This window comes from Salinimicrobium sediminis (assembly GCF_900215295.1).
In the GTDB taxonomy this organism is placed as follows: Bacteria; Bacteroidota; Bacteroidia; order Flavobacteriales; family Flavobacteriaceae; genus Salinimicrobium; species Salinimicrobium sediminis.
In genome coordinates this window covers 251867-273257 of record NZ_OCMF01000004.1, presented here as the reverse complement: position 1 = coordinate 273257, position 21391 = coordinate 251867, and the positions used below count along the sequence as shown (strand labels likewise).

The following is a 21391-nucleotide window of genomic DNA, read 5'->3' as shown; positions in this document are numbered from 1 at the left end:
TCCCTCGGATCACTTCAGATGCAACCCGCACTCGAAAACCTGAACCTTTAAACTTTAGCCCTTAAACCTTGAGCTAAAGAGTACTGAATACTGAGCACTGAATACTGCTCACTTTATTCGTATCTCAGCGACTCAATAGGATCCTGTTTTGCAGCTTTTGCGGCGGGATAACTTCCGGCGAGTACGGCTACTACCAAAGTGATCCCTGTTGCCCAGAGCACAGCCATCCACGGAGTTGTAAAATCAAAACCTACAGCTTTTGATACTCCAAAGCCAATCAAGACTCCGAAGAAAATCCCGAGGAGCCCGCCCAGCTGGCCAATAATGAGAGTTTCCATGAAAAACTGCATAGCAATGGTGTTTTTCTTGGCTCCAAGAGCCTTTCTAACCCCAATTTCCCGGGTGCGTTCACTCACAGATACCAGCATGATGTTCATTAAAGCTATGGAAGATCCAAAAATGGTAATTATGGAGATCACCCATGCCGCAATATTGAGATATTGGGTGATGGAAAAGATACGGTTGATGAGGTCATCGCTTTTTGCAAGACCAAAATTATTTTCTTCTACAGGGCTAAGTCCGCGAATATTTCTAAAAGTCATGATAGCCTCATCCTGAGCCCCCTCCAGCATTTCCTTATTTTCTACCCGCACGCTGATGTTGTAGTTGATCTCCGGTTGTGTAAAGATTGACCTGGCAACCTGAATGGGGATGAGTACCCTTAGATCCTGATTATTTCCGAAGGTAGAACCTTTGGACTCAAGAGTTCCAATAATTCGGAATTTTACTCCCCTTACAGAAATCACTTTGTCCAGGGGATCTCTTCCTTCCAGCAGTCCGTTAGTAATATCTGCGCCAACAATTGCCACATTGTTATTGTTCTCAATATCAAAAATGCTGAAATCCCGACCTTTTTCCACATTTAGTCCGGAGTTAGATATATAATTTTCATTCACTCCCAGCACACTGGCTTCAGGGTCAGTCTTATCGCTCTCATGTTTTATCTCAGCTCCCGAGGTGCCTGTAAAAGAGATGGAGACCTTGGTTTGAGGAAATTCGTAGTTTTCTTTAAAATCCTTTACTTCTCTATAGCCGATAACCGGATTTACCTTTTCCCGCTCTCCGCCGTTGATCCTTATTTGGGAGTCATAGCGTTGCAAATTAAAAGTATTGGAACCCATAGAAGCAAAATCACTCGTGATGGTATTTTCCAGCGCGGCAATAGCACTTAGAATTCCAACCAGGGCAGTGATCCCAATAGCGATGATCATTACCGTAAGCACCGTACGCAGTACCTGGCTCCTTATAGAGAAAAAGGCAATACGAACATTTTCTTTAAAAAGTGGAAACATTAGAAGGTTTCAGTTTAGGAGTTAGACGCATTTGCTGTACGGTTGTTACAGAAAAATTGAGATCGCAGTCTGTTGCAGGCATTCTTTTAATTTTTCAGATATTTGCGCTCTAAAGAAACAGATCCAAAAATGGCACAAAAACCTTCCATTCCCAAAGGTACCCGCGACTTCTCTCCCGCCGAAGTGGCTAAAAGAAATTATATCATCAACAGTATCAGGGGACAGTTTGAAAAATTCGGATTTCAGCCTATTGAAACTCCAAGTTTTGAAAATAGTGAAACCCTTATGGGGAAGTATGGCGAGGAAGGCGACAGGCTTATTTTTAAGATCCTTAATTCTGGAGATTTTTTACAGAAGGCAAATGAGCAGGCTTATGCTGAAAAGGATAGTAATAAACTTACTGCTTCCATTAGTGAAAAAGCCCTGCGTTACGATCTTACCGTGCCTTTTGCGAGATATGTTGTCCAGCACAGGAATGAAATTGAATTCCCTTTTAAGAGATACCAGATCCAGCAGGTGTGGCGTGCAGACAGGCCTCAAAAAGGTCGTTTTAGAGAATTCTTTCAATGTGATGCCGATGTTGTAGGCAGTGACAGCCTGTGGCAGGAGGTGGAGTTCGTGCAGCTTTATGATGCTGTTTTTACTGCCCTTGGTCTTAATGGGGTTACCATCAAGATCAACAACAGGAAAGTGCTTTCCGGCTTTGCTGAAGTCATTGGTGAGTCGGATAAGCTTATCGATTTCACAGTTGCCCTTGATAAACTTGATAAAATTGGGGAAGAGGGTGTAAAAAAGGAAATGCAGGAGAAGGGAATTTCTTCGGAAGCTATTCAGAAGATTCAGAAGGTCTTTGGACTCAAAGGAAACTTTTCAGAAAAAACAGAGGTATTAAAACAAATTTTAGAAACTTCAGAAATTGGCCGTAAAGGGATTGAGGAGTTGGAATTCATTAACAGCGCCATTGATGAGCTGAAGCTAAATACTGCCACTCTTGACCTTGATGTGACCCTTGCCCGCGGACTTAACTATTATACCGGGGCTATTTTTGAAGTGGCAGCCCCAAAAGGAGTGGCCATGGGATCTATTGGTGGCGGCGGAAGATATGATGACCTCACCGGAATTTTTGGGATGAGCGGCATGAGCGGGGTGGGTATTTCTTTTGGCCTGGACAGGATATATCTGGTGTTGGAAGAACTTGACCTTTTCCCGGAAACCGTAACCGGAAATATAAAGGCACTTTTTATCAATTTTGGGGAAAAAGAAAGCCTGTACTGTTTAAAGGCTATAAAGGAATTACGGGCTGCGGGAGTTGCTGTCGAACTTTATCCCGAAGAAGCTAAGATGAAAAAACAAATGAACCACGCCAATAAACGGGAAGTGCCATTTGTGATCCTGGCAGGAGCCGAAGAAATTGATAACAAGATGTTTACCTTAAAGAATATGAAGACCGGAGAACAGGCTGCGGTGTCTTTCGAAGATTTGAAAGATAAACTGGAATAACAGAAAGGATCTTCTTCCTCGAACCGGCTTGTGATTTACTAAAATAATGTTAATTTAGTAATTCTAACCCAAGCCAGTAATGAAAACTTATTCTCTTTTATTCCTAATTCTAAGCTTCCCACTATGTATTTATGCCCAGACCAGGGCTATAACCGATACGGGGCAGGAAGTCATGCTCAACAGCGATGGTACTTATACCTACGTAAATAAAGAAGAAGCTGCCGCAGTAAACATTCCTACTAATTCCATGGAATTTTCAAAAAGTGAAACTGCTTCTTTTCTTCTTAAGAGCAAACGGGTAAATGTGGGGTTTTGGTTAGATCCAAAGCTCTGGTCTTTTGGAGAACCACAGGACAATCCCGATGCAGAATATGAGGTTGCTTTAAAAGGGGAGGACCTGTATGGGGTGATCATCACCGAAAAGATCGAGGTGCCACTGGAAACCATGAAAAATATTGCCCTGCAAAATGCGCGGCAAATCGCACCTGATGTTCATGTTGTTAAACAGGAATATCGCATGGTAAACGGCCAAAAGGTACTATACCTTGAACTGTTCGGGACTATGGATGGAATGAAGATCGCCTATGCCGGCTACTTTTTTTCTAATTCTTCGGGAACGGTACAATTTATCACTTTCACTTCTCAAAATCTTCTGGAAGAATACCGGGAACATAGTCAACAGCTTATCAATGGTCTTGTTAGCCTCAGCTAACGACTCAGTATAAAACTCCATTCTAAATTTGAGCGTGGGTAAACTATTTTTACCCAAAAAATCCCTGTTCTATAAATCCAGGTTTTTCATTTCTTCACTTGAGAGTTCAATGTTGACTGCTTCTTCAAAAGCAACCAAATGGCTCTCTTTTGTCGCACTTGCTATAGGGGCAGTAATTCCTGGTCTTTGCATGAGCCAGGCTAAAGCAACTGCCGCATTGGATACCTGGTGTTCTTTTGCGATCTCATCCTGTATTTTTAAAAGCCTAAGGCCTTTGTCGTTAAAATATTTTTTGACCATTTCTTTTCTGTCACCTCTAAGATCTTCTGCCCTACGATATTTTCCTGTAAGAAATCCACTGGCCAGGGCAAAATAAGGTGTAACTGCAAGGTTAAATTCTTTCACCAGGGGCAGGTATTCTTTCTCGAATTTTTCTCTTTCAACCAGGTTATATTCAGGTTGCAACACCTGGTATCCTGGCAGCCCGTTTTCTTCGGAAGCTTTCATGGACTCCCTAATTCGGCCGGGAGAGAGATTAGAGGCACCAATGTTCCTTATCTTCCCCTGTTTTAGCAACTGCTCATAAGCCGCCAGCGTTTCCTCTACGGGAGTATTTTCATTGTCCCAGTGAGTAAAATAAAGATCAATGGTTTCTGTTCTTAATCGTCTCAGGGAGTCTTCAGCCGCTTTTATGATATAATCTTTAGAGACGTCCCTGCCTTCTTTCCCGGGATTGGAACCTACTTTGGTAGCAATTGTGACCTGTTTTCTTACACCACTATCTTTCATCCAGTTACCAATGATGGTTTCGCTTTCTCCCCCGCGGTTTCCGGGAGCCCAATGCGAATAGGAGTCGGCAGTATCAATAAAACTGAATCCTTTGTCAAGAAGCTTGTCCAGCATTTTGAAGGATTCGGTTTTATCGAGCGTCCAGCCAAAGACATTTCCACCGAAAATGATTGGCGGGGTATGCAGATCTGTGTTTCCGAGCTGTATCTTTTTCATTTCCGGTGTTTTTCCTGAAGATACAAGGAAGCTTCCGAAAATTAAAATTGTGCAGAGAAATTTTCAGCAAGAAGAGGTTTCAGAAATGCCATTTTTGAACCCATTTCAGAAACATATTTTATTGGACCCCTTCTGGAACAAACCCTTTATCATTAATAGCTTGGATCAATTTTTCCGGATTTTTAAGGCTCCAGAAGATAATGGTCTTTGGCAGCTGAGGTTGGTTATGAATGATCTTTATGCCCTGTCCCAGAAAGGGTATGAAAATTACCTCTTTAAGTGCTGTGACTTCTGACGCTTTTAATTCGGCAGCAGCAAAAAATGACCTGATGACCAGCTTACTAGAGGAGACACGCAAAGTGGCCAGGGGTATAGTTGCGCTGAGAGGTCCTATGAGGTGTCCTCCTATAAACCTCAGGGTTTTTTCACTCATAAATTTTGGTTAGAGGTTTTAAAACTATAAAAAATCTTTTGTTTGATAGAGAAGTTTAATTTGGATAAAATGATCTTAATCATTTTTCGTCATTTTAAATCCTTTTACTATTGTACGTTTAATTCAGACCATGAATGTATTAGTACTTACAGATCTTTCTGAGGTGGCAAAAAATGCCGGTAGTTATGCTGTACAGTTTTTAAGCAGTATTCCCGTCCATTTTCACCTGCTTAACATCAGGCTTTTTCATCCAAATGAGCCGGAAAGTGCGCATCAACATACACGGCAGCTGGCTCTTGGGAAACTTAACGCGCGGGTTGAAGAATTAAAAGCACTTACTAAAAATCCGGATCATAAATTTTCGGTTATCTATTCCGAGGATAATCTGGTGGGCGCTGCCAGGAAGTTTGTTGAAGAGAAGAAGATCGATCTCATTGTGATGGGTGCAGCCAACAAAGGCCATTCTCCCAACACTATAATTGGAAATCACACCTTTGAGGTGATCACCAAGATAAGGTGCAATATTCTTGCAGTTTCAGAAAACACCAGGTATCGTGAACCTCACAGAATGATTTTCCCTATAGATTCGGGAATTGAAGTTAATAAGGAGAATCTTTCGATGTTAAAACAACCCGGTATTGCCGAAAATGCGTCGCTAACCGTGGTGGAAGTGATAAACGGACAATCTGTACAGCTAACACCAATATTATATGACCATCTTGTTGAAGAGATATCTAACAGGCGGGTTAATATTACAAAGCTTGAAAAATCCCGGGCTTTTTCCAGGGAGAAGTTGGAGGTGCTACAAAAGAATTTTGACTTGATCATTTTGCTGGGACGTAATATTAATATTTGTGGAGAACTCTTACATACCAAACAGGGTCTTTATTCCCAGGTAGCGAATCAATTACCTATTTTGGTGCTGCATAAGTAGATCAGTTTTATAATTTGCTGTAATGTAATTGGTCATCAATAATTTTAGCCGGTTTTGTGTAAGGATGTTCTGTGGTTTTCCCCGGTCCCATGATATGCCGCACTTCCCAACCTCTAATCTTTAGATAATCTGAAACTAAAGCGCGATGGCAACTCCACCATACGGCTTCTGAACACATATATACGACTCTTTTTTTTGCGGCTGATTCCTGCAACTCTTTTGCTGCTTCGGCAAATTCTTCAGTTTCCATATAATCTGCATAAGCTCTGAAAGACGGAAGCCGCCAGGCAGAATTTTTGGAATCCGGATCCCCTTTTCTACGGCCGCCAAGCTTTTCAAAGTGCAGATATTCAATGCCGTCTTTGGGTAATGATTGTTCCAGATTTTCTTTGCTGAAGTGAGGGAATTTGTGGGAGCCTGGGTATCGCCTTACATCTGCCAATACCTCAATTTGGTGAGCCTTGAGGAGATCCAGAAATTCCTGAATAGAGCGGGTAGAATGGCCAATGGTCCATATGATTTTCGAGGGCGGGGAAGCAGGCATTTTTCTTTTTCCTTAAAAATAAAAGAATTGGAGACGGCTTCAAAATCTAATGTAGTTTCTTTTTCGGAAAAGCAGATGAAGAAGAATTTATTTAAAATAAGGCATAAAAAAACCCCTTTTTTCAAGGGGTTTTTTCTTGTAGCGAGAACGAGATTTGAACTCGTGACCTCCGGGTTATGAATCCGACGCTCTAACCAACTGAGCTACCTCGCCAAATACTCCAAAGATAGCGGCTGCAAAGCCCTTGCTTTCTTTTAGCGGGTGCAAATATAAAAACAATTTGTCTTGCCACAAACTATCTTTTGGGAATTATTTAATTTGATTTCTTTTTAGGTTAATAATTAATATTTATATTGCCCGAAACTAATCAAAACCGAAGAATGGACGATAAGATCAAGTATGAAATGGAATTTCCAATCCAGGCTTCCCCTTCCTTATTATACAATTATATTGCAACACCCTCGGGTCTAAGTGAATGGTATGCAGATAATGTGAACTCCCGTGGAGAACTTTTCACATTTATCTGGAATGGCAGTGAAGAGAAGGCAAAACTGGTGAGTAAAAAAACCGGAGAAAGAATAAAATTTCGCTGGTTAGCTGATGAGGATACACCTTATTACTTCGAATTGCGAATTCAGGTAGATGAGATCACCAAAGATGTGTCTATCATGGTGACCGATTTTGCCGATGAAGATGAAATTGAAGAAGGGAAAATGCTATGGGAAAACATGATGTCAGATCTCAAACAAGTATTGGGATCTGTTTAATAATTCCTTTATTAAATACTAACTTTGCCCGTTTTTAAACGGGTTTTTTTATGGTTAATATAAACGGAGAAATTAGAGAAAAAGAAGAGGCTGCTCTTTCAATTACTAACAGGGGGTTTGCATATGGAGATGCACTTTTTGAGACCCTAAGAGTAATTAATGGCAGGATCATTTTTTGGGAGGATCATTATTTTAGGCTTATGGCTTCCATGCGCATCATGAGAATGGAGATCCCGCTTAATTTTTCTCCTGAATTTCTTGAAAGCGAAATTCAACAACTTGTGGAGGAAAATGGACTTTCCGGATCGGCTGCAAGGGTAAAATTCACCGTGTATAGAAAAGAAGGCGGTTTGTACGCTCCTGCCACTAATGAAATAGATTACCTGATCACAGCTTCGGCACTTCCCGATGCTTTCTACCTGCTCAATGAGCAATTTTACGAACTAGAGCTTTTTAAGGACCATTACGTCACCGCAGGGCTTCTTTCTACTTTAAAGACAAATAACAGGGCTATAAACATTTTAGGAAGTATCTACGCTAAAGAGAATGAATATGATAATTGTTTCCTCATCAATGAACAAAAGAATGTTGTGGAAGCTTTAAATGGCAATATTTTCCTGGTAAAGGATAAGGTTATTAAGACGCCGCCATTGACCGATGGCTGTCTAAAAGGTATTACCCGCGGAAAGATCCTGGAGATCGTTAAAAAGCTTCCCGATTACCAAATAGAAGAGGCTTCGGTCTCTCCCTTTGAGCTTCAGAAGGCAGATGAAATTTTTATAACAAATGTTGGAGTAGGAATTCAACCGGTGAGTAAATACCGGAAAAAGGAATACAGCAACGAAGTTGCCAAAACTTTGCTGGGGAGATTAAATACTTTAGCCCGGCTAAGTTAGTTGTAGGATGGATTTTCGGGAGCGTTAGACCATATCATGTAATTGCCCCCCAGCTGCATCATCTTATCTTTCCAGAAGGTTCTCGGCTTCCTGTTCAAAATGTCTTTATGGTCATGATTTTCGGCAACGATCCAGGAATGTGCATTGAGTTCTTCATTTAACTGTTCACAATCCCATCCGGAATACCCAAGGAAGAATTTGATCTCATTTGCGCTAATAAGATTTTCATTGATCAAACCTTTCACGACTTCAAAATTTCCACCCCAGTAAATGCCGCTGGCTATTTCAATACTGTCGGGAATAAGATCCGGTACTTTATGAATGAAGTAGAGGTTATCCTGCTCCACCGGTCCGCCGTTATAGACTTTGAAGTTACCTTTAATTTCGGGCAGGAGGTCGCGCAGGGTGAAATCCAGTTCTTTGTTCAGGATAAAACCAATGGAGCCGCTTTTGGTATGATCTGCGATCAAGACCACAGAGCGATTAAATGAAAGATCCCCCGTGATGGCAGGCTCGGCAATTAACAGTAATCCTTTGGCAGGTTTTAGTGTAGTCATATTTTCATGAGTTTCTGCGATCTTTCTATTAAAACTAAAAAATTATTGTTCAGCTTCAAATGCCGTATTAATTTATTTAACAAAAAAACTCTCCCAAAGGGGAGAGTTTAATATTTTCTTAGGTTTTGTGAGAATTAGTTCACAGCCTTCTGAAGATCTGCTCCTGCTTTGAATTTTACAACATTCTTAGCACCGATCTTAATAGTTTTTCCGGTTTGAGGGTTTCTTCCTTCTCTTGCAGCTCTTTTAGAAACTGACCAGGATCCAAATCCTACTAATGAAACACGGTCACCTTTCTTAAGGGATTTTTCAATGTTTTCAAGGAAAGACTCCAAAGCTTTTTTTGCAGCTGCTTTAGAAATTCCTGCGTTTTCTGCCATTGAATCGATTAAATCTGTTTTGTTCATAATTCGAGTTTTAAATAGTTGTTGGTTAAACTTTTATTAATTTGCTCTACAAATTTATATGGAAATCTTTCCCATGCAAGTAATATCAAGGGAAAAGCAGGTAATTGTTAATAACTTCGGCAAATTGTTGATAACCTTAGTTGATTTTTTCAAAAATACGTTCCTTTCAGCATTGACAAGGGTTTACACAACTTTTGCCGCAGGAGAAAAATTATAGCCGTTAAGAAGATCCTTAATGGCCATTTTTCGTTTTCCCGGAAGCTGGATTTCTTTCAGCAGCAAAAAGCCGTTTTTCACCGATACTTTTACCTTTTTATCTTCTAAAATTATTTTCCCCGGCACCTCTGTGTGGTCGGAAAATTCCGGTTCGCAATCGTAGATCTTCAGCATTACTTCCTCTCCCAAATTGGTGAGCATGGTCCAGGCAGTAGGAAAGGGACTGAGACCTCTTATATGGTTATATATAGTTTCCAGAGATTGCTCCCAGTCTATCCGGGTATTCTCGCGGGTAAGTTTGTGAGCAGATTTTAATTCTCCGGCATCTTTTTGAGGGATAGTTTCTACCGGTCCCTCCTCAAGAGCTTTTAGAGTCTTTACAACCAGGCTGGCCCCCGTGGTCATTAATTTGTCATGAAGACTTCCCGCATTCTCATCCCGGTCAATATTTACCTTTTCCTGCAGGATCATTTCTCCCGTATCGATCTTTTCATCAATAAAGAAAGTGGAAACCCCGGTTTCTTTTTCTCCATTTATGATAGCCCAGTTAATAGGTGCTGCTCCCCGGTACTGTGGAAGCAAAGAGGCGTGGAGATTGAAAGTTCCGTATTCCGGCATTTTCCAAACCACCTCCGGTAACATTCTGAATGCCACTACTACCTGCAAATTCGCCTGAAGAGCTCTAAGCTCTTCTAAAAATGCTTCAGATTTTAAATTAACAGGTTGCAGCACTTTCAGGCCCTGCTCCATTGCATATTTTTTGACGGCCGACTCCTGAAGCTTTCTTCCTCTTCCGGCAGGTTTGTCGGGGGCGGTGATCACTCCCACCACCTTAAACCCGGCTTCAACTATAGTCTTTAGCGTAAACACCGCAAAATCTGGTGTTCCCATAAAAACGATCCTCAAATCTCTCATAAATGACTTAATTTATATTTATTGGCAGGTGTAGTTGCAAGAGCGCCTTTTTCAACCAAAATTTGAATCACCTTAATAATATGTGCTTCGGGGAAAGGCAATTTTTCGGTCATTTCCCTTGAAGAATGTTCCCGTTCTTCCAACAATCCAACGATCGCAAAATAGATCTTTTTCATGCCTTCCCGATCCACTTTGGTAGTAAGAGGTTGACATACAGAGCATATTCCGCAGGGTTCTGTGTCCCTTTCTCCGAAATATCGGAGGAGTTGCTCACTTTTGCAGACCCTGTCATTTTCGACATATGCCAGCACCTGTTCGATCTTCTCCTTTTTTGACTTCTCCTGAAGTTTAATATAAGGCACCAGCGGATTAATAGTGATATCATCTTCCCGGGGGACCAAAAATGTGATCCTGGTATCATGCTGGTCGTGTTCAAATTCGGCTATTCCTTCTTTGTGGAGCTGCTGCAAGAGTTTTACAACTTCAGGCTGATTGGTTCCGGCTTTGCCCGAGATGATCTGGAGATTGATCTCCACCATACTGTCAAAGGCTCCGCCGTAGGTTCGTAGGATAGCTTTAACCACTGCATCAAACTGGGGGTTTGCCTCAAGGTAATAGGTGATTTGTTTTCCGGAAGTTAAAAACTGAACCCGAGTCTTCTTCTGAAATTGCTCAGACAGGGTTAAAACACTCGCCCGGTCCAGCATTTGCATGGCGTTAAAAGCGAGCAGGGTGTTCAATTCATATTTTTGGCAGAACTGGTAGAAATTGAAATAAAAACTTTCACCTTCTCCCTCTCCATAAGCGATCCTGAAATAGGAATTAAGCTTCTTATAAACCAGCCGCACTACATCAACCCCGGGAAGGGTGGCTAAAAACTGATTTTTAAGCAGCGGAATATCACTCTTGTTGGTCAATACTACCGCTTTTGAAGATTTCCCATCTCTCCCGGCCCTACCTGCTTCCTGAAAATAGCTTTCAAGGCTTTCGGGCAGGTTCATGTGAACCACTGTGCGCACGTTAGCTTTGTCAATCCCCATTCCAAAGGCGCTGGTCGCCACCATTACCCTTTTCTCTTCCTTTAGCCACTGTTGGAGGCGTTTTGATTTTTCGGCTTTTGGCAGTCCGCCGTGAAAAGAGGTGGCTAAAATGTCTTTTTTGGAGAGATATTGTTCCAGTTCAATAGTCCCTTTCCTGGTGCGTACATAAATGATCGCCGATTCTTCATGCTCTCTTAACAGCTGTTCCAGGTAGTAATTCTTGTCTTCGGCTTCTCTTACAATATGTGCGAGGTTATCTCTGCGGAAGGATTTTTGAAGAATCCTGACATCCTTTAGTTCCAGTTGTGCTGCAATATCTTTCACCACCGGAAGCGTTGCCGTGGCGGTTAATCCCACAACATTTACTTCAGGTTTTATTTCCCGCAACAGGGCAATATTCCTGTATGCGGGCCTAAAATCATGACCCCATTGAGAAATACAATGGGCCTCGTCAACCGCAATTAGGTTCACGTGCATCTGTCGAATCCTTTCCTGGACCAGCTCCTGCTGTAAACGTTCGGGGGAGAGATAGAGAAATTTATAGTTTCCGTAGATGCAGTTGTCAAGCATGGTATCTACCTCCTTAAAAGGGATCCCGCCGGGGAGTGCCATAGCCTTTATGTTTTTGGCCTGCAGAGCTTTCACCTGGTCCTCCATGAGAGCCACAAGAGGAGAGATGACAATGCAAATTCCGGGTTTGATAAGTCCCGGGACCTGGAAACAAAGAGACTTTCCACCGCCTGTAGGCATAAGGGCGATCACATCTTTATTCTCCAGCAATTCCTGTATGATCTCCTTTTGTAATGGGCGAAATTCATCAAACCCCCAGTACTTTTTTAATATGTCTTCTGGCCTAGACAAGATGACTTAATATAAAGGACGTACGTTGAGCAACCGTACCCTGCGGCACTTCCACCGGCTCGTATCCATGTTCTGTGTAACTGCGGGCAAGGGCGTCATGTATTTCTACGGCCTGTTCATAGGTTTCGTATCGCTCACTATCATCGGTATAGATCTGTTTCCAGGGAGGTAAAATAAAAACCTGTTCATAAACATACTCCCTACATACGCGATTGAACACCGGGGGATAATCATTTCCGAAATAATTCATGTATGCCACCACATCGGGAACTCCGCGGTCAAGAAAGACCAGATCTGAGGTGGATTCTCCCGCATCACGATGTTGTTTGATCCTGCCTTCAAGCAACAGTTCGCTAAAGAGCAAGGGATCTTCAAGGAACAATTGATCGATCCCTTTCTTTTTTGCCTCTTTGATGATCTCCCTGGAGACTTCATGGAAGCAGTAGTAGCCATGATCTTCCAGGGCTTGAATGACAGAAGTCTTACCTGTACCGGGACCGCCGGTTATTACAATTTTTTTGGTATTCACGCGGCAAATTTCGCGATTTGCATCCGATTTAAAAAATAGATTCTAAAATGTATATTTGCAGGAATCATGAAGTAAGAAAGTTATGAGTGAAGCTAAAGATCCGGAAGAATTCTACAGGAAATTAAAATCACAACTACAGGATACTGCAATTTGGCCTTCTATTTACCTTTATAAATTCATTGTCCCCACAGAACGTGAAAAGATAGTGCAGGTGGAGAATATTTTTGACAACATGGGTGCAGTGATCAATACCAGGCAGTCAAAAAAGGGTAATTATACCAGCGTTTCTGTAAACGTAAAAATGAGAAACCCAGATGCGGTCATTGAGAAGTATAAAGAAGTAGGAGAAAAAGTTGAAGGGGTGATCTCCCTGTAAATAATTGCAGGATAATTTAATAGTGCCGCGTTTTTCCTGAATTATTTTTTTAATTTGCAGTCGATAAACTTCTGCAGTATATTATCACCTAATATTATTCATTTTGACAAACGAATTAGAATATAACTCCGAAAGGAGTAAACTCATTATTCCCGAATATGGAAGACATATTCAAAAAATGGTAGAATATGCCGTTGAAATCGGGGATGATGAAGAGCGGAATAAAGTGGCGAAAGCTATAATTTCGGTAATGGGTAACCTTAACCCTCATCTTCGGGATGTGCCCGACTTTCAGCATAAACTCTGGGACCAGTTGTTTATCATTAGCGATTTTAAACTTGATGTGGAAAGCCCTTTTCCAAAACCTTCCAGGGAAATGCTGGAAGAGCGGCCCGAGCGAATGACCTATCCGCAAAACTTTCCGAAGTATCGTTTCTACGGAAACAATATCAAACGCATGATCGATGAAGCGAATAAGTTTGAAGAAGGTCCCGAAAAAGAAGGCCTTGTTTATACCATCGCCAATCACATGAAAAAATCTTATCTAAGCTGGAATAAGGACTCTGTTGATGACAAGGTGATTTTTGAACATTTAAGGGAGCTTAGCGGCGGCAAGATCAACCTGAAGCATACCGATGAAGACTTGAGTGAAGCTTCAGAACTTTTGAGAAGCAATAAGAAATTTGCTTCAAAAAAACCGGCCAAAAAAATGCATAACAGAGCACGCAGCCGTAAACGTCATTAATTTCAAAATTCTCTATGGGATCTTTTCAAATTGAGGGAGGGCATGCTTTAAAAGGGGAAATACAACCCCAGGGAGCAAAGAATGAAGCCCTGCAAATTCTTTGCGCGGTATTGCTTACTCCCGAAAAAGTTACAATCAATAATATTCCGGACATCCTGGATGTCAATAAACTTATTCACCTGCTCAGGCAACTAGGTGTCAAGGTTGAAAAGCTTAAAAAAGGCTCCTATACCTTCCAGGCCGATGAGCTGGACCTTGACTATCTTAAAAGTGAGAAATTCAAGGAAGAGGGCAGCGGGCTACGTGGATCTATCATGATCGTGGGACCTATGCTGGCCAGATTTGGCCATGGCTATATTCCGCGTCCCGGGGGAGATAAGATTGGCCGCAGAAGGCTGGATACACATTTTGAAGGTTTTATTAATCTGGGAGCAGATTTTCGCTACAACAAAGAAGAAAGGTTCTACGGAGTGGAAGCGCCAAACGGACTCAAGGGTACTTACATGTTGCTTGAGGAAGCTTCAGTAACCGGAACCGCAAACATTGTTATGGCGGCTGTCCTTGCAAAAGGAAAAACAACCATTTACAATGCAGCCTGCGAACCTTACCTGCAGCAACTTTGCAACATGCTCAACAGCATGGGAGCAAAAATTACAGGAGTAGGATCCAACCTTTTGGAGATAGAAGGCGTGGAATCCTTAGGTGGATGTACCCATACCATCCTTCCCGATATGATCGAGATCGGTTCCTGGATTGGCCTTGCCGCCATGACCAAGAGTGAGATCACCATCAAGAATGTAGGCTGGGAGCATTTAGGTATTATTCCAACCACCTTTAGGAAATTGGGTATCCAGCTGGAAAAAAGGGGAGATGATATTTTTATTCCTGCCCACACAGATGGTTATGAAGTGCAAAGCTTTATTGATGGCTCTATTATGAGCATCAGCGATGCTCCATGGCCCGGGTTTACACCCGATCTTTTGAGCATTATGCTCGTGGTTGCGACTCAGGCAAAAGGAGATGTGCTCATTCATCAAAAGATGTTCGAAAGCCGACTTTTCTTCGTGGATAAATTAATAGACATGGGAGCGAAGATCATTCTTTGTGATCCGCACAGAGCTACTGTTATTGGCCATGATTTCCAGTCTCAGTTAAAAGCCACTACCATGGTGTCTCCGGACATTAGAGCCGGTATTTCCTTATTGATTGCAGCCCTTTCAGCTAATGGAACTTCTATTATTCATAATATTGAACAGATAGACAGAGGTTACGAAAATATTGAAGAGCGCCTGCAGGCAATTGGAGCCAGGATCAAGAGAGTAGCTTAATCCGAAAGAACCAGGAGTCACGAGACTAGAACCAAGACTAAATAGATATAAAAAGAGCTGCCGGAAATTTTTCCGGCAGCTCTTTTTTAGATAATACTTATTCCTTAAACCTTAGCCCTTTTTAATGGCTTTGCATTTCGGCTTTACGTTTTTTTAGTTGCTTTTCCAGGTCTTTTACCGTTTCGGCTGCGGCGGCTTCAAAACTTTCTCCGTTTGACGAGGCGTGGATCTTTGGGCCGGGCAGGCTCAGTTCGATCGCACAGGTCTTTCCATTGCCGTTGGTAGATTTCTCTTCTTTGAACATTACATCTGCAGAGATGATCCAGTCGTATTTATTTTCAAGTTTATCTAATTTTCTCTGAACAAGTTGTTCTGCCGAGATTTTTGAGTCTGCGTGTACAAATTGAATGTTTGTCTTCATATTCTTCGTTTTTTGCTTAAAATATTCGTTCTCAAGATACCAAAATTGCCTCGGAAAAGAAGTAGTTTATAAAAACTATAACGTTCCTGAAATGGCATTTCTGGAAGTTTTTTTTATTCAGGAAGTTTAGTGGCAACTTCAGTAAATTTCACCTCTCCGTCCTCCTGAAGCTCATAGGCAAAAATGGATTTTCCCTGCACGTGCCCATCATCATAGATCGCCAGTACCCACTCTTCAGAGATCACCTGTACCTGTCGAAATTCCATATTGCCTCCAAGCACAGATTTTAACGGAATAAGATCTTTTTGCTTTTTTAAAGCTTCAGAAATATAAGTTTCGGGCTCATCGATGTCTTCATATTCCTTTCCGAAGAAGACAGAATAATCATTAGCGTAAAAGTTAGTCTCCACAGCTTGCTGCAGCGAATCATTCAACTTTTGTTGCTGTTGGAGTTCCATGGTTAAGGAATCAACCATTGAAGATTTCATTTCCATTTCAGAATGTACAGCTTCGGGATTTTCTGAATCATCGCGGCAGCCGGAAACAGTTACAGAAAGGAGCGCAAAAAAAGCAATTTTTGAGAGGTGTTGTTTACAGATCATATATATTATGGTAAGAATTACCGGGAGTAACAAAGAATTCCCCCGTTACATACCTAAAATTACGTTTAATTTCTGCAATCTTCTTAAGATCTTCTTCGTCCAGATTCAATTTTATGCTTTCAAGATTAGCAATGATATGCTTCTCTGTGGTCGATTTGGGAATAACTGCTGTTCCTCTGGCTACTGCCCACTTAATAAGGACCTGGGCAGGGGAAGCATTATGTTTTTTGGCGACCTCTACAATTGCGGGTTCTTCCAGTAAAGAAGGTTCATTCTCTGCTTTCATCTGCGCACTGCGGTCTCCACTTCCCAAGGGTGAATAGGCCGTGGCGTGGATATTATTTTCTTTACAAAACTCCAGCAGCTCATGTTGCTGCAAAAATGGGTGTAGTTCTACCTGATTCATTTCGGGAGCTTCATTGGATTGAGCCATTAGATCTTTTAGTTTTTTGATGCTGAAATTGGAAACTCCAATATGCTTCACCAGACCCTGTCTTTTTGCCTCGATCATCTCATTCCAGGTTTCCAGTATGGGCACTTCTTCAAGGGAAAGATAGTCATCATCGCTCTGCGGGAAACCTACGCCGTGTTTAAACGCCACCGGCCAATGAATTAGATAAAGGTCCAGGTAGTCAAGTTGCAGGTCTTTTAGGGTTTGTTTTAATGCAGGAATTACGTGTTCCTTTCTATGGGAGTCATTCCATAGTTTAGAAGTGACCCATACCTCTTCCCGCTTAATTTTCCCTTCTGAAAATACAGCAGTAAAAGCCGAACCTATTTCAGCTTCATTCCCGTAAGTTGCCGCACAATCAATATGTCGGTAACCATTATTTAGAGCAATCTTTACCGCTTCTCCTACTTTTCCTTTTTCCGATTTCCAGGTGCCCAGGCCAATCGCCGGCATCTCATCCCCATTCCTGAATTTTAGTGTTTCCATGTTTATTAATTTATGCATTAAATTAAGCAGGAAAAGAAGCACAGACAAGGAAATAAGGAGGTTTAGCATTTAATTAAGCACCAAATTCCAAGCACTAAATTCCAAGCACCAAATTCCAAGCACCAAATTCCAAGCACCAAATTCCAGGTACCAAATTCCAGGCGCCAAATTCCAAAGCACGGGTTTCACCCGGGAAACTGCTCAAGCCTGGGTTAAAGACATATACCTCGCCTAATCCTGAATCCTGAATATTGAATTTTGAATCTTTAACGTCTCGGATGAAACTCCTCCATCACCTTTCGCAGGTGAGAACGGTCAAGGTGAACGTATATCTCGGTAGTGGTAATGCTTTCGTGCCCCAGCATTTGCTGAATAGCTCTTAGGTCGGCCCCGTTTTCCAGAAGATGGGTGGCAAAGGAATGTCTAAAGGTGTGCGGACTAATTTTCTTTTTTAACCCCGAAGCTTCAGAAAGCTGTCTAATTATAGTAAAGATCATTGCACGGGTAAGTTTCCTGCCACGGCGGTTAAGAAAGAGGGTGTCCTCATGCCCTTTTTGAATATCCTGGTGAATTCTTATCTGCTCCCGGTAAAGGTTGATGTATTTTTGAGTGGCTTCAGCAATGGGGACAAACCTGGATTTACTGCCTTTTCCCGTAACCTTGATAAATCCTTCAGCAAAGAACAGGTCGCTAAGGCGCAGGTCGATCAATTCTGAAACCCTTAATCCGCAGCCATAAAGCGTTTCCAGGATGGCGCGGTTACGTTCTCCTTCAGGTTTACTTAGATCAATGGCAGCAATAAGTGAGTCTATTTCTTCTGTGGAAAGGGTATCAGGAAGTTTGCGGCCCGTCTTTGGCGATTCGATAAGCTCCAGGGGATTTGTCTTTCGGTAATCTTCGAAGACCAGGTAGCTGAAAAATCCGCGAAGACCAGATATTATTCTCGCCTGGGATCGGGAATTGACCTTTTTAGCCAGGGAATAAATAAATTGCTGCACTACTTCTTCAGAAATAGAAACAGGGGAAACAGAGATCTCGTGTTCCTCAAGCCATTTCATCAATTTCTCCACATCAAGGGAATAATTGGTAATGGTATTTTCGGAAAGGCCTCTTTCGATTTTTAGGTAACTTCGGTAGTCTTTAAGTGCGTTTTTCCAGTTCACCCGCTAAAGATAGGGGGTTTAAAGGCTTCATTTATTAATTATTTAATAGAAACTTTTATTTTCTTAACACTTACGCTCCTACATTTGTCCTGAACTTTAAAACAAAGAAGTTATGAAGAAGTCAATTTTGTTTATCGCAGCAATGGTTTTTAGTACCACGTTTGTAGCTGCACAGGAATTCGTTTATTTTGGAGTTAAAGGAGGGGTGAACTTCTCAACTTTTTCAGGAGACGGATTTTCTGATTTTAAAGATGAAAGTGCCAGAACAGGATACCATTTAGGTTTGTTGGCTGAAGTTCCTGTAAGTGACAGGTTCTCAGTGCAACCTGAGGTGTTGTATTCTGCACAGGGCTTTGATCTCGTAAGAAGAGAGGACAATAATGACGTTGAGCACCAGTTAGATTACATTACTGTGCCTGTAATGGCTAAATTTTATGTTTTTGATGGTTTAGCTCTTGAAGCAGGACCACAGTTTGGATTTGTCGTGGAAGAAGCCATTGATTTTGGAAGTACCGAAATCGAACGTTACGACAACAACAGGAATGATTTTGACCTGAGTTTAGGATTAGGTGCTTCCTACAAGTTCAACAAGTTCTTCCTTTATGGACGTTATAATGCCGGGATGACCGACATTTATGATGTTGAAGGTGTTGAAGCCAAGAACTCTGTAATCCAGGCAGGAGTTGGACTCCTGTTCTAACCAACTATTTTAACCAACCAATAATTGCAATGAAAAGGCGGTCCCTGCGGATCGCCTTTTTTTTATTGTTCGGCTGGAGCCAGATGGCTCTTTTAAAAAATGTATAATTGAAGTAAAACGGGGAAACCCGTGTGATCCCTAAAATTTTGGTAGCTTAGTAAGAGCGATAAAAACCAGATCATGAAAAATTTACTTTGTATCCTATTTCTTTTTAGTGCAGTCACTGTTTCTGCTCAAACCACCGATTTTAAACTGGGAGCACACGCAGGACTGCCAGTGGGAGATATGAATGAGGCATACAGTTATAATGCCGGGGCAAATCTTTCTTATATGGTGGGTATCGCAGGCCTGGTCGAATTTGGAGCTTTGGTGGGATACATGCACTATTTCGAAGATTCCGGGAAAGAAGGAGATCTTTCCTGGGAAGGTAATGATGCCTCCTACATACCAATGGCGGGTTCCGGAAGGATAGACATGGGGCCTGTTTTTGCCGGAATGGATATTGGTTATGCGCTTGGACTTAACGAAGGGAACGACGGCGGATTCTTCTACCGTCCCAAAATCGGCTTCGGCTTCCTGGGTCTGACTTTTGTTGGTTCTTATTCGGGCATTAGTGCAGATGGAATTGAAGTTAATTCTATAAATCTGGGGCTGGAATTCAGTTTTTAAGAAGTTGAAAATTTTCCGGGAAGAATTTTTTCTATTTTTACTTTATGAAATTATTGATCATTAACGGCCCTAACCTTAATCTTCTTGGTAGCCGTGAACCCGATACCTACGGAAATCAAACCTTTGAAGATTATTTTCAAAACCTGAAGCATAAGTTTCAAAATGAAAAGCTTGAATATTTTCAATCTAATATAGAAGGGGAGATAATAGACAAACTTCAGTCAGCCGATAAGAATTTTGACGGCATCATTCTTAACGCCGCAGCTTATACCCATACATCAATTGGGATCGGCGATGCGGTAAAGGCCATTGCCACTCCGGTAGTGGAAGTGCATATTTCCAATACCTCGGCACGGGAGGAGTTTCGTCATAAATCTTTTATCGCCCCCAATGCAAAAGGTGTAATTCTTGGCTTTGGACTTCAAAGTTATGAGCTGGCGGTTCAAAGTTTTCTCTCACCCCAATAATCCTGCATTTATGAAAAAAATATTCTTTGCCGTGATCCTTTTAATTGCGGGGACGGTAACCGCTCAGGAATTTGAATTTGGAGCTAAGGCAGGTCTCAATTTCGCCACTCTTGAGGGAGATGGTTTTGAAAATTTGGATAGTCGTACAGGATTTCTTGTAGGTCTCGTTGCAGAACTTCCTGTGTCAAAAAGGTTTTCTGTTCAGCCGGAATTGCTCTACTCCAGTCAGGGAGCGACAGCTTCCGGTGACAGGACTTTTAAGCTGGATTACGTAAGTCTTCCTCTTATGGGTAAAATTTATATTGTGGAAGGCTTTTCTTTTGAAGTCGGGCCGCAGGTGGGGATAAATGTTGTTTCTAAAGAAGAGCATGGAGGTGAAAAGAAAGAGATTCAGGATATTGAAACTCTTGAATTTGCCGGCGCTTTGGGTGCAGGTTACAGGTTTCCGGGAAATCTTTTCTTTCAGGCGCGATATATTTGGGGTCTTAATCCGGCATGGGAATTTCAGGAATTGAAAAACCGTGTTTTTCAATTGTCTGCAGGATATAAATTTTGACCTTAAGAATAATACAATTCTTCCCTTGACTATGAAAAAAGCCTTTTTAAACTGGAGTTCCGGAAAAGACGCAGCCTATGCACTTTATCTTCTGCAGCAGCAAAAGGAATTCAATGTTGAAAAGTTAGTCACCACAATTAATTCTGAAAATGACAGGGTTTCTATGCATGGGCTTCGGAAGGAGCTACTGCTGAAGCAAGCTGATAGCATTGGAATCTCCTTGCATTTAATTTCCCTCGCCGGAAATGTACCGCTTAGCGACTACAACAAGATCATGGAGAAGGAGACCCTACAGCTGAAGGAGGAGGGTTTTACCCACAGCATCTTTGGAGATATCTTTCTTGAAGACTTGAAGCAGTATCGCTTACAGCAGCTTCAAAAAGTGGAAATTGAAGGGGTGTTTCCGCTGTGGCAAAAAGATACTGCTCAATTGATGCAGGAATTCCTTTCGGCAGGATTTAAAGCCATTACTGTTAGTATCAACGCCGCTGTCTTGGACAAATCTTTCTGCGGAAGGATCATAGATGAAGATTTCCTTAATGACTTGCCCGAAGGAGTAGATCCTGCCGGCGAAAATGGGGAATTCCACACTTTTGTTTTCGACGGACCAATATTCTCAGATTCCGTGACCTTCCAAAAAGGGGAAATTGTAGAACGCTCTTTTGCTCCGGTAAAAAAGCAGGACGATAACTGCTTCAAAAAAGAGCCGGAAGCATGGGATACGAGGTTTTATTACTGCGACCTATTTTAATTCAAAAT

Annotated in this window: 25 protein-coding genes, 1 tRNA gene and 1 pseudogene; 13 read left to right on the top strand and 14 right to left on the bottom strand. The window is 41.8% G+C overall.

The window, feature by feature from the left end:
- Window positions 1–113 precede the first annotated feature (113 nt).
- Window positions 114–1352: an ABC transporter permease gene (locus CRO16_RS14165; protein WP_097057047.1), complete on the bottom strand. Its 1239-nt coding sequence runs from the start codon at window positions 1350–1352 to the stop codon at window positions 114–116.
- Window positions 1353–1481: 129 nt separating this feature from the next.
- Between CRO16_RS14165 and hisS the strand changes: the two genes are divergently transcribed.
- Window positions 1482–2852, top strand: coding sequence for a histidine--tRNA ligase (gene hisS, locus CRO16_RS14160; RefSeq protein WP_097057046.1), 1371 nt, complete (start codon window positions 1482–1484; stop codon window positions 2850–2852).
- Between the two features lie 79 nt (window positions 2853–2931).
- Window positions 2932–3564 (top strand): hypothetical protein, encoded by a 633-nt coding sequence (locus CRO16_RS14155; RefSeq protein ID WP_097057045.1) that lies wholly within the window; start codon window positions 2932–2934, stop codon window positions 3562–3564.
- Window positions 3565–3633: 69 nt separating this feature from the next.
- On the opposite strand, the gene CRO16_RS14150 is transcribed toward CRO16_RS14155, so the two are convergent.
- Together CRO16_RS14150 and CRO16_RS14145 are read right to left on the bottom strand one after the other, a co-directional pair.
- Window positions 3634–4569, bottom strand: coding sequence for an aldo/keto reductase (locus CRO16_RS14150; protein WP_097057044.1), 936 nt, complete (start codon window positions 4567–4569; stop codon window positions 3634–3636).
- Between the two features lie 118 nt (window positions 4570–4687).
- The gene (locus CRO16_RS14145; RefSeq protein WP_097057043.1) at window positions 4688–5002 is read right to left on the bottom strand and encodes a hypothetical protein; all 315 of its coding nucleotides are present in this window, start codon (window positions 5000–5002) and stop codon (window positions 4688–4690) included.
- 130 nt (window positions 5003–5132) lie between these two features.
- Here CRO16_RS14145 and CRO16_RS14140 point away from each other — a divergent pair, with 130 nt between their 5' ends.
- Window positions 5133–5936, top strand: a complete 804-nt coding sequence (locus CRO16_RS14140; protein WP_097057042.1) for a universal stress protein — start codon at window positions 5133–5135, stop codon at window positions 5934–5936.
- Window positions 5937–5943: 7 nt separating this feature from the next.
- Here the strand turns inward: CRO16_RS14140 and CRO16_RS14135 are convergent, their stop codons facing one another.
- Window positions 5944–6480 (bottom strand): DUF488 domain-containing protein, encoded by a 537-nt coding sequence (locus CRO16_RS14135; RefSeq protein WP_097057041.1) that lies wholly within the window; start codon window positions 6478–6480, stop codon window positions 5944–5946.
- A gap of 139 nt (window positions 6481–6619) precedes the next feature.
- Window positions 6620–6693, bottom strand: a tRNA-Met gene (locus CRO16_RS14130).
- Between the two features lie 167 nt (window positions 6694–6860).
- On the opposite strand from CRO16_RS14130, the gene CRO16_RS14125 reads away from it, so the two are divergent.
- Both CRO16_RS14125 and CRO16_RS14120 read left to right on the top strand, forming a co-directional pair.
- Window positions 6861–7247, top strand: a complete 387-nt coding sequence (locus tag CRO16_RS14125; RefSeq protein WP_097057040.1) for an START-like domain-containing protein — start codon at window positions 6861–6863, stop codon at window positions 7245–7247.
- Between the two features lie 50 nt (window positions 7248–7297).
- Window positions 7298–8143 carry an aminotransferase class IV gene (locus CRO16_RS14120; protein ID WP_097057039.1) on the top strand — a complete coding sequence of 282 codons (846 nt, stop codon included), beginning with the start codon at window positions 7298–7300 and terminating at the stop codon, window positions 8141–8143.
- Here the strand turns inward: CRO16_RS14120 and CRO16_RS14115 are convergent.
- The 5 genes and pseudogenes from CRO16_RS14115 to CRO16_RS14095 form a co-directional block, all read right to left on the bottom strand.
- Window positions 8140–8700: a YqgE/AlgH family protein gene (locus CRO16_RS14115; RefSeq protein WP_097057038.1), complete on the bottom strand. Its 561-nt coding sequence runs from the start codon at window positions 8698–8700 to the stop codon at window positions 8140–8142. The two genes, CRO16_RS14120 and CRO16_RS14115, sit on opposite strands and share 4 nt — an antisense overlap.
- Before the next feature lie 134 nt (window positions 8701–8834).
- Window positions 8835–9119 (bottom strand): annotated as a pseudogene (locus CRO16_RS14110) (HU family DNA-binding protein); the annotation flags it as partial.
- Window positions 9120–9290: 171 nt separating this feature from the next.
- The gene (gene fmt, locus CRO16_RS14105; RefSeq protein WP_097057036.1) at window positions 9291–10238 is read right to left on the bottom strand and encodes a methionyl-tRNA formyltransferase; all 948 of its coding nucleotides are present in this window, start codon (window positions 10236–10238) and stop codon (window positions 9291–9293) included.
- The gene (locus CRO16_RS14100) at window positions 10235–12139 is read right to left on the bottom strand and encodes a RecQ family ATP-dependent DNA helicase (protein ID WP_097057035.1); all 1905 of its coding nucleotides are present in this window, start codon (window positions 12137–12139) and stop codon (window positions 10235–10237) included. Before CRO16_RS14100 ends, fmt begins: the two co-directional genes overlap by 4 nt.
- Window positions 12132–12668, bottom strand: a complete 537-nt coding sequence (locus CRO16_RS14095) for an RNase adapter RapZ (protein WP_097057034.1) — start codon at window positions 12666–12668, stop codon at window positions 12132–12134. The genes CRO16_RS14100 and CRO16_RS14095 overlap by 8 nt, the downstream gene beginning before the upstream one ends.
- Before the next feature lie 82 nt (window positions 12669–12750).
- Here CRO16_RS14095 and CRO16_RS14090 point away from each other — a divergent pair, with 82 nt between their 5' ends.
- The 3 genes from CRO16_RS14090 to murA all read left to right on the top strand — a co-directional run bounded on the left by CRO16_RS14090 (window position 12751) and on the right by murA (window position 15117).
- On the top strand, window positions 12751–13044 hold the full coding sequence (locus tag CRO16_RS14090) for a DUF493 family protein (protein ID WP_097057033.1): 294 nt from the start codon (window positions 12751–12753) through the stop codon (window positions 13042–13044).
- A gap of 103 nt (window positions 13045–13147) precedes the next feature.
- Complete coding sequence (locus CRO16_RS14085; RefSeq protein WP_097057032.1) at window positions 13148–13789, top strand: DUF4290 domain-containing protein; 642 nt, start codon at window positions 13148–13150, stop codon at window positions 13787–13789.
- 14 nt (window positions 13790–13803) lie between these two features.
- On the top strand, window positions 13804–15117 hold the full coding sequence (gene murA / locus CRO16_RS14080) for a UDP-N-acetylglucosamine 1-carboxyvinyltransferase (protein WP_097057031.1): 1314 nt from the start codon (window positions 13804–13806) through the stop codon (window positions 15115–15117).
- A 121-nt stretch (window positions 15118–15238) separates the two neighbouring features.
- Here murA and CRO16_RS14075 read toward each other — a convergent pair whose 3' ends face one another.
- The 4 genes from CRO16_RS14075 to xerD form a co-directional block, all read right to left on the bottom strand.
- Complete coding sequence (locus tag CRO16_RS14075) at window positions 15239–15538, bottom strand: HPF/RaiA family ribosome-associated protein (protein ID WP_097057030.1); 300 nt, start codon at window positions 15536–15538, stop codon at window positions 15239–15241.
- Between the two features lie 113 nt (window positions 15539–15651).
- Window positions 15652–16140 carry a hypothetical protein gene (locus CRO16_RS14070; protein ID WP_097057029.1) on the bottom strand — a complete coding sequence of 163 codons (489 nt, stop codon included), beginning with the start codon at window positions 16138–16140 and terminating at the stop codon, window positions 15652–15654.
- Complete coding sequence (locus CRO16_RS14065; RefSeq protein WP_097057152.1) at window positions 16130–17077, bottom strand: aldo/keto reductase; 948 nt, start codon at window positions 17075–17077, stop codon at window positions 16130–16132. The genes CRO16_RS14070 and CRO16_RS14065 overlap by 11 nt, the downstream gene beginning before the upstream one ends.
- Before the next feature lie 266 nt (window positions 17078–17343).
- Entirely contained in the window at window positions 17344–18240 is an 897-nt protein-coding gene (xerD, locus tag CRO16_RS14060; protein ID WP_097057028.1) for a site-specific tyrosine recombinase XerD, read from the bottom strand.
- Window positions 18241–18352: 112 nt separating this feature from the next.
- Here xerD and CRO16_RS14055 point away from each other — a divergent pair, with 112 nt between their 5' ends.
- The 5 genes from CRO16_RS14055 to CRO16_RS14035 all read left to right on the top strand — a co-directional run bounded on the left by CRO16_RS14055 (window position 18353) and on the right by CRO16_RS14035 (window position 21383).
- On the top strand, window positions 18353–18940 hold the full coding sequence (locus CRO16_RS14055) for a porin family protein (protein WP_097057027.1): 588 nt from the start codon (window positions 18353–18355) through the stop codon (window positions 18938–18940).
- A 180-nt stretch (window positions 18941–19120) separates the two neighbouring features.
- Window positions 19121–19609, top strand: coding sequence for a hypothetical protein (locus CRO16_RS14050; protein ID WP_097057026.1), 489 nt, complete (start codon window positions 19121–19123; stop codon window positions 19607–19609).
- Window positions 19610–19653: 44 nt separating this feature from the next.
- Window positions 19654–20076, top strand: coding sequence for a type II 3-dehydroquinate dehydratase (gene aroQ / locus CRO16_RS14045; protein WP_097057025.1), 423 nt, complete (start codon window positions 19654–19656; stop codon window positions 20074–20076).
- A gap of 10 nt (window positions 20077–20086) precedes the next feature.
- Entirely contained in the window at window positions 20087–20632 is a 546-nt protein-coding gene (locus CRO16_RS14040; protein WP_179670553.1) for a porin family protein, read from the top strand.
- Between the two features lie 31 nt (window positions 20633–20663).
- Window positions 20664–21383 carry a Dph6-related ATP pyrophosphatase gene (locus tag CRO16_RS14035; RefSeq protein ID WP_097057023.1) on the top strand — a complete coding sequence of 240 codons (720 nt, stop codon included), beginning with the start codon at window positions 20664–20666 and terminating at the stop codon, window positions 21381–21383.
- The last annotated feature ends 8 nt before the right edge of the window (window positions 21384–21391 follow it).

What these genes read in the sequence shown, in the direction of transcription:
- CRO16_RS14155 (WP_097057045.1), top strand. Translation starts at nt 2,932, where the DNA reads ATGAAAACTTATTCTCTTTTATTCCTAATTCTAAGCTTCCCACTATGT.
- aroQ (WP_097057025.1), top strand. Translation starts at nt 19,654, where the DNA reads ATGAAATTATTGATCATTAACGGCCCTAACCTTAATCTTCTTGGTAGC.
- CRO16_RS14090 (WP_097057033.1), top strand. Translation starts at nt 12,751, where the DNA reads ATGAGTGAAGCTAAAGATCCGGAAGAATTCTACAGGAAATTAAAATCA.
- CRO16_RS14125 (WP_097057040.1), top strand. Translation starts at nt 6,861, where the DNA reads ATGGACGATAAGATCAAGTATGAAATGGAATTTCCAATCCAGGCTTCC.
- CRO16_RS14075 (WP_097057030.1), bottom strand. Translation starts at nt 15,538, where the DNA reads ATGAAGACAAACATTCAATTTGTACACGCAGACTCAAAAATCTCGGCA.
- murA (WP_097057031.1), top strand. Translation starts at nt 13,804, where the DNA reads ATGGGATCTTTTCAAATTGAGGGAGGGCATGCTTTAAAAGGGGAAATA.
- hisS (WP_097057046.1), top strand. Translation starts at nt 1,482, where the DNA reads ATGGCACAAAAACCTTCCATTCCCAAAGGTACCCGCGACTTCTCTCCC.
- CRO16_RS14165 (WP_097057047.1), bottom strand. Translation starts at nt 1,352, where the DNA reads ATGTTTCCACTTTTTAAAGAAAATGTTCGTATTGCCTTTTTCTCTATA.
- CRO16_RS14065 (WP_097057152.1), bottom strand. Translation starts at nt 17,077, where the DNA reads ATGGAAACACTAAAATTCAGGAATGGGGATGAGATGCCGGCGATTGGC.
- CRO16_RS14040 (WP_179670553.1), top strand. Translation starts at nt 20,087, where the DNA reads ATGAAAAAAATATTCTTTGCCGTGATCCTTTTAATTGCGGGGACGGTA.
- CRO16_RS14035 (WP_097057023.1), top strand. Translation starts at nt 20,664, where the DNA reads ATGAAAAAAGCCTTTTTAAACTGGAGTTCCGGAAAAGACGCAGCCTAT.
- fmt (WP_097057036.1), bottom strand. Translation starts at nt 10,238, where the DNA reads ATGAGAGATTTGAGGATCGTTTTTATGGGAACACCAGATTTTGCGGTG.
- CRO16_RS14140 (WP_097057042.1), top strand. Translation starts at nt 5,133, where the DNA reads ATGAATGTATTAGTACTTACAGATCTTTCTGAGGTGGCAAAAAATGCC.
- CRO16_RS14055 (WP_097057027.1), top strand. Translation starts at nt 18,353, where the DNA reads ATGAAGAAGTCAATTTTGTTTATCGCAGCAATGGTTTTTAGTACCACG.
- CRO16_RS14120 (WP_097057039.1), top strand. Translation starts at nt 7,298, where the DNA reads ATGGTTAATATAAACGGAGAAATTAGAGAAAAAGAAGAGGCTGCTCTT.
- CRO16_RS14145 (WP_097057043.1), bottom strand. Translation starts at nt 5,002, where the DNA reads ATGAGTGAAAAAACCCTGAGGTTTATAGGAGGACACCTCATAGGACCT.
- CRO16_RS14115 (WP_097057038.1), bottom strand. Translation starts at nt 8,700, where the DNA reads ATGACTACACTAAAACCTGCCAAAGGATTACTGTTAATTGCCGAGCCT.
- CRO16_RS14135 (WP_097057041.1), bottom strand. Translation starts at nt 6,480, where the DNA reads ATGCCTGCTTCCCCGCCCTCGAAAATCATATGGACCATTGGCCATTCT.
- CRO16_RS14070 (WP_097057029.1), bottom strand. Translation starts at nt 16,140, where the DNA reads ATGATCTGTAAACAACACCTCTCAAAAATTGCTTTTTTTGCGCTCCTT.
- CRO16_RS14050 (WP_097057026.1), top strand. Translation starts at nt 19,121, where the DNA reads ATGAAAAATTTACTTTGTATCCTATTTCTTTTTAGTGCAGTCACTGTT.
- CRO16_RS14150 (WP_097057044.1), bottom strand. Translation starts at nt 4,569, where the DNA reads ATGAAAAAGATACAGCTCGGAAACACAGATCTGCATACCCCGCCAATC.